This is a genomic window from Serpentinicella sp. ANB-PHB4, assembly GCF_031432315.1.
GTDB lineage: Bacteria > Bacillota > Clostridia > Peptostreptococcales > Natronincolaceae > Serpentinicella.
In genome coordinates this window covers 54,998-57,364 of the sequence record NZ_JAVKGO010000004.1, presented here as the reverse complement: position 1 = coordinate 57,364, position 2,367 = coordinate 54,998, and the positions used below count along the sequence as shown (strand labels likewise).

At 33.9% G+C, this 2,367-nt stretch carries 4 protein-coding genes and 1 pseudogene; 4 read left to right on the top strand and 1 reads right to left on the bottom strand.

What is annotated here, in order from left to right:
- The coding region (locus tag RH915_RS04815) for a hypothetical protein (RefSeq protein WP_310478259.1) at window positions 1-432 on the top strand (432 nt) is incomplete at its 5' end.
- 77 nt (window positions 433-509) lie between these two features.
- Here RH915_RS04815 and RH915_RS11460 read toward each other — a convergent pair.
- Window positions 510-719, bottom strand: a pseudogene (locus RH915_RS11460) (ABC transporter ATP-binding protein); the annotation flags it as partial.
- Window positions 720-1,023: 304 nt separating this feature from the next.
- Here RH915_RS11460 and RH915_RS04805 point away from each other — a divergent pair.
- From RH915_RS04805 to RH915_RS04795, 3 genes are all read left to right on the top strand, one after another.
- A complete protein-coding gene (locus RH915_RS04805) occupies window positions 1,024-1,164 on the top strand; it encodes a cyclic lactone autoinducer peptide (RefSeq protein ID WP_310478258.1) in 141 nt (46 codons plus the stop codon).
- A 12-nt stretch (window positions 1,165-1,176) separates the two neighbouring features.
- Complete coding sequence (locus tag RH915_RS04800; RefSeq protein ID WP_310478256.1) at window positions 1,177-1,467, top strand: LytR/AlgR family response regulator transcription factor; 291 nt, start codon at window positions 1,177-1,179, stop codon at window positions 1,465-1,467.
- A gap of 616 nt (window positions 1,468-2,083) precedes the next feature.
- Window positions 2,084-2,367, top strand: a 284-nt coding sequence (locus RH915_RS04795) for an alpha/beta hydrolase family esterase (RefSeq protein ID WP_310478422.1), incomplete at its 3' end; no start/stop codon positions are given.

The window sequence follows — 2,367 nt, the reverse complement described above, 5'->3', positions numbered from 1 at the left end:
TTACTGACCAACGGGGTAACAGATCCTTTAGAAATGAAGGATAACATATTAGATAGTGTGACGCCGTTATCTAGTTTACAAAATAAAACCATAACAGGTGGATTGATTAATGCAGCAGAAGCGTTAAACATAGGTATGGGTAACGCGCCAGTAGACCCGGATCCAGTAGATCCAGATCCGGTAGACCCAGATCCAGTAGACCCAGATCCAGTAGACCCAGATCCAGTAGACCCGGATCCGATAGATCCAGATCCGGAAGATCCAGATCCAGTATATGAAGTTGTAAACGGAACAGCAACAGAACACTATGTTGCAGGAAGATTAGATTATAATGGATATTTACAAATGGGTGCTAAATATGGGTATATCGCATCATTTAATCTTTACAGATTAGAGGGTTCAGATACTTGGACTGACATAGCACCAGAGTAGTACAAAAGCAATGTAATTATCATTATTAGAATAACAAATACACCCGTAGGATGCCCTAGGGGTGTATTTGTTATTTTTTATCCATTTATTTTTTCTAGATATTCATCATAAGTCATATGATAATCAGCCACACCACTTGGAGTAACTCCAATAATTCTATTTGCAATGGTTTGCATAAATTGGTGGTCATGAGATGTAAATAGTAGGTTACTACTAAAGTCCCTAAGACCATTATTAAGCGCAGTTATAGACTCTAAGTCTAAGTGGTTCGTTGGTTGATCTAAAACAGTTTTGAAATTTAATTAAGCAAAACACTATTAAAATTAAAGAACAAAATATAGATACCTGTTAAGTAAGTATATTTGAATGTTGCAAAAATATATTATGCTAGTTGAAACCAGCGCAAAGGATAGACTATGTAAATTAAAGAAGAGAAGGAGTAAATGTAATAAGATTATCTAAATTTTAGCCAAAAGAGTTTTAAAAAGTTGATTTAGTTTATTCAAGTAATAAAATTTTTAGTAGCAATGCCCAGCTAAGCAGGCATAATGCTAGCATTCTTTATTAATTTAAAAGAAAGGAGTAACAAGCATGATAAAACTTCTGAAAAGAAATATTTTAACCGTAGCAGCTAGTTTACTAACCGTAGTTGCCATGAGTGGCGTAAGCACAACGAGCTGGTTAACTATGTATGAACCTGAAATACCAGAAAGCATCAAAAAAGAGCTTTAGGATGGTGTTAGCATGGGAAATATCTTAATTTGCGATGACCATAAACTCACAAGGGAAATGTTAAAAAAAGTAGCCTCGCAAAATCCTTTCGCAAGTAAAATTTTCACTGCGAAGGATGGGGTGCAAGCAGTAGAGGTAGCAAAGCAAGAAAGGCTAAACATAGCCTTTCTTGACATTGATATGCCAAATTTAAATGGCATTGATGCAGCAAAGTTGATAAGTAAAGTATCTAGCGTAACAAGGTTTGTTTTTGTTACAGCCCATATGGAGTATGCCATAGACTCCTTTTCGGTTCACCCCTAAGACTATCTTTTAAAAGCAATAGATATTCAAAAATTTAGTGAAGTATTAAATACGCTTCTTCTTTCAGAAATAGAATCAGATAAGAAAGAGAGAAAATGTAATTACAATTAAGGAAAAGCACACCATACATGTTATAAACAAAGCAAATATATTGTATATAGAAAAAGAAGATAGGGTATCCATTATACATACGGGTAATAATCATTTTACATCGAAAAACTTTAGCTGAGTTAGAAAAGCTACTGGTGAAAGCTTTGGGAGGACCCACAAGTCCTTTGTTGTAAATAAAGACAACATCTCAAAAATTATGTTAGTGTAGGGAACTTATCTTATGAAATAAAATTTAAAGGAGCAAAAAAAACAGCTGCTATGAGCAGACATAAATACGATGATTTAATAAAACGCTCAATGTCTAACGCACATACAATAAGGTATGTTGTGACAAGGATTTTGCTAGTTAAAACATACATAAAGGAAAAGAAGGACGCAAATAGAATAGCTATCATTAATGCAGAATTTACCAATTCTGCATTAATGCAATAATAGTGTGCGAATATAATACAAAACTACTATGTCACTAATTATTGCATAAAAAAATAAATGGAGGGGATTTACAATGAAAATCAGAAATTCAAGACAACTGTGTTTGATTTTGGTACTAGCATTAGTAATATCATTATTACCGCTAGCATCATTTGCAAACACAAGCGGAGGATCGTTCACTAACGTATCCTTTAGTGGTAGAACTTATAAATTATTTGTTCCAAATAGCTATCAGTCTGGAACAGATGTACCACTAATGGTTATGTTACATGGATGTACACAAGATGCAGATCAATTTGCAGCAGGAACAAGAATGAATGATTTAGCAGCAGTCGAAAACTTTATTGTTATGTATCC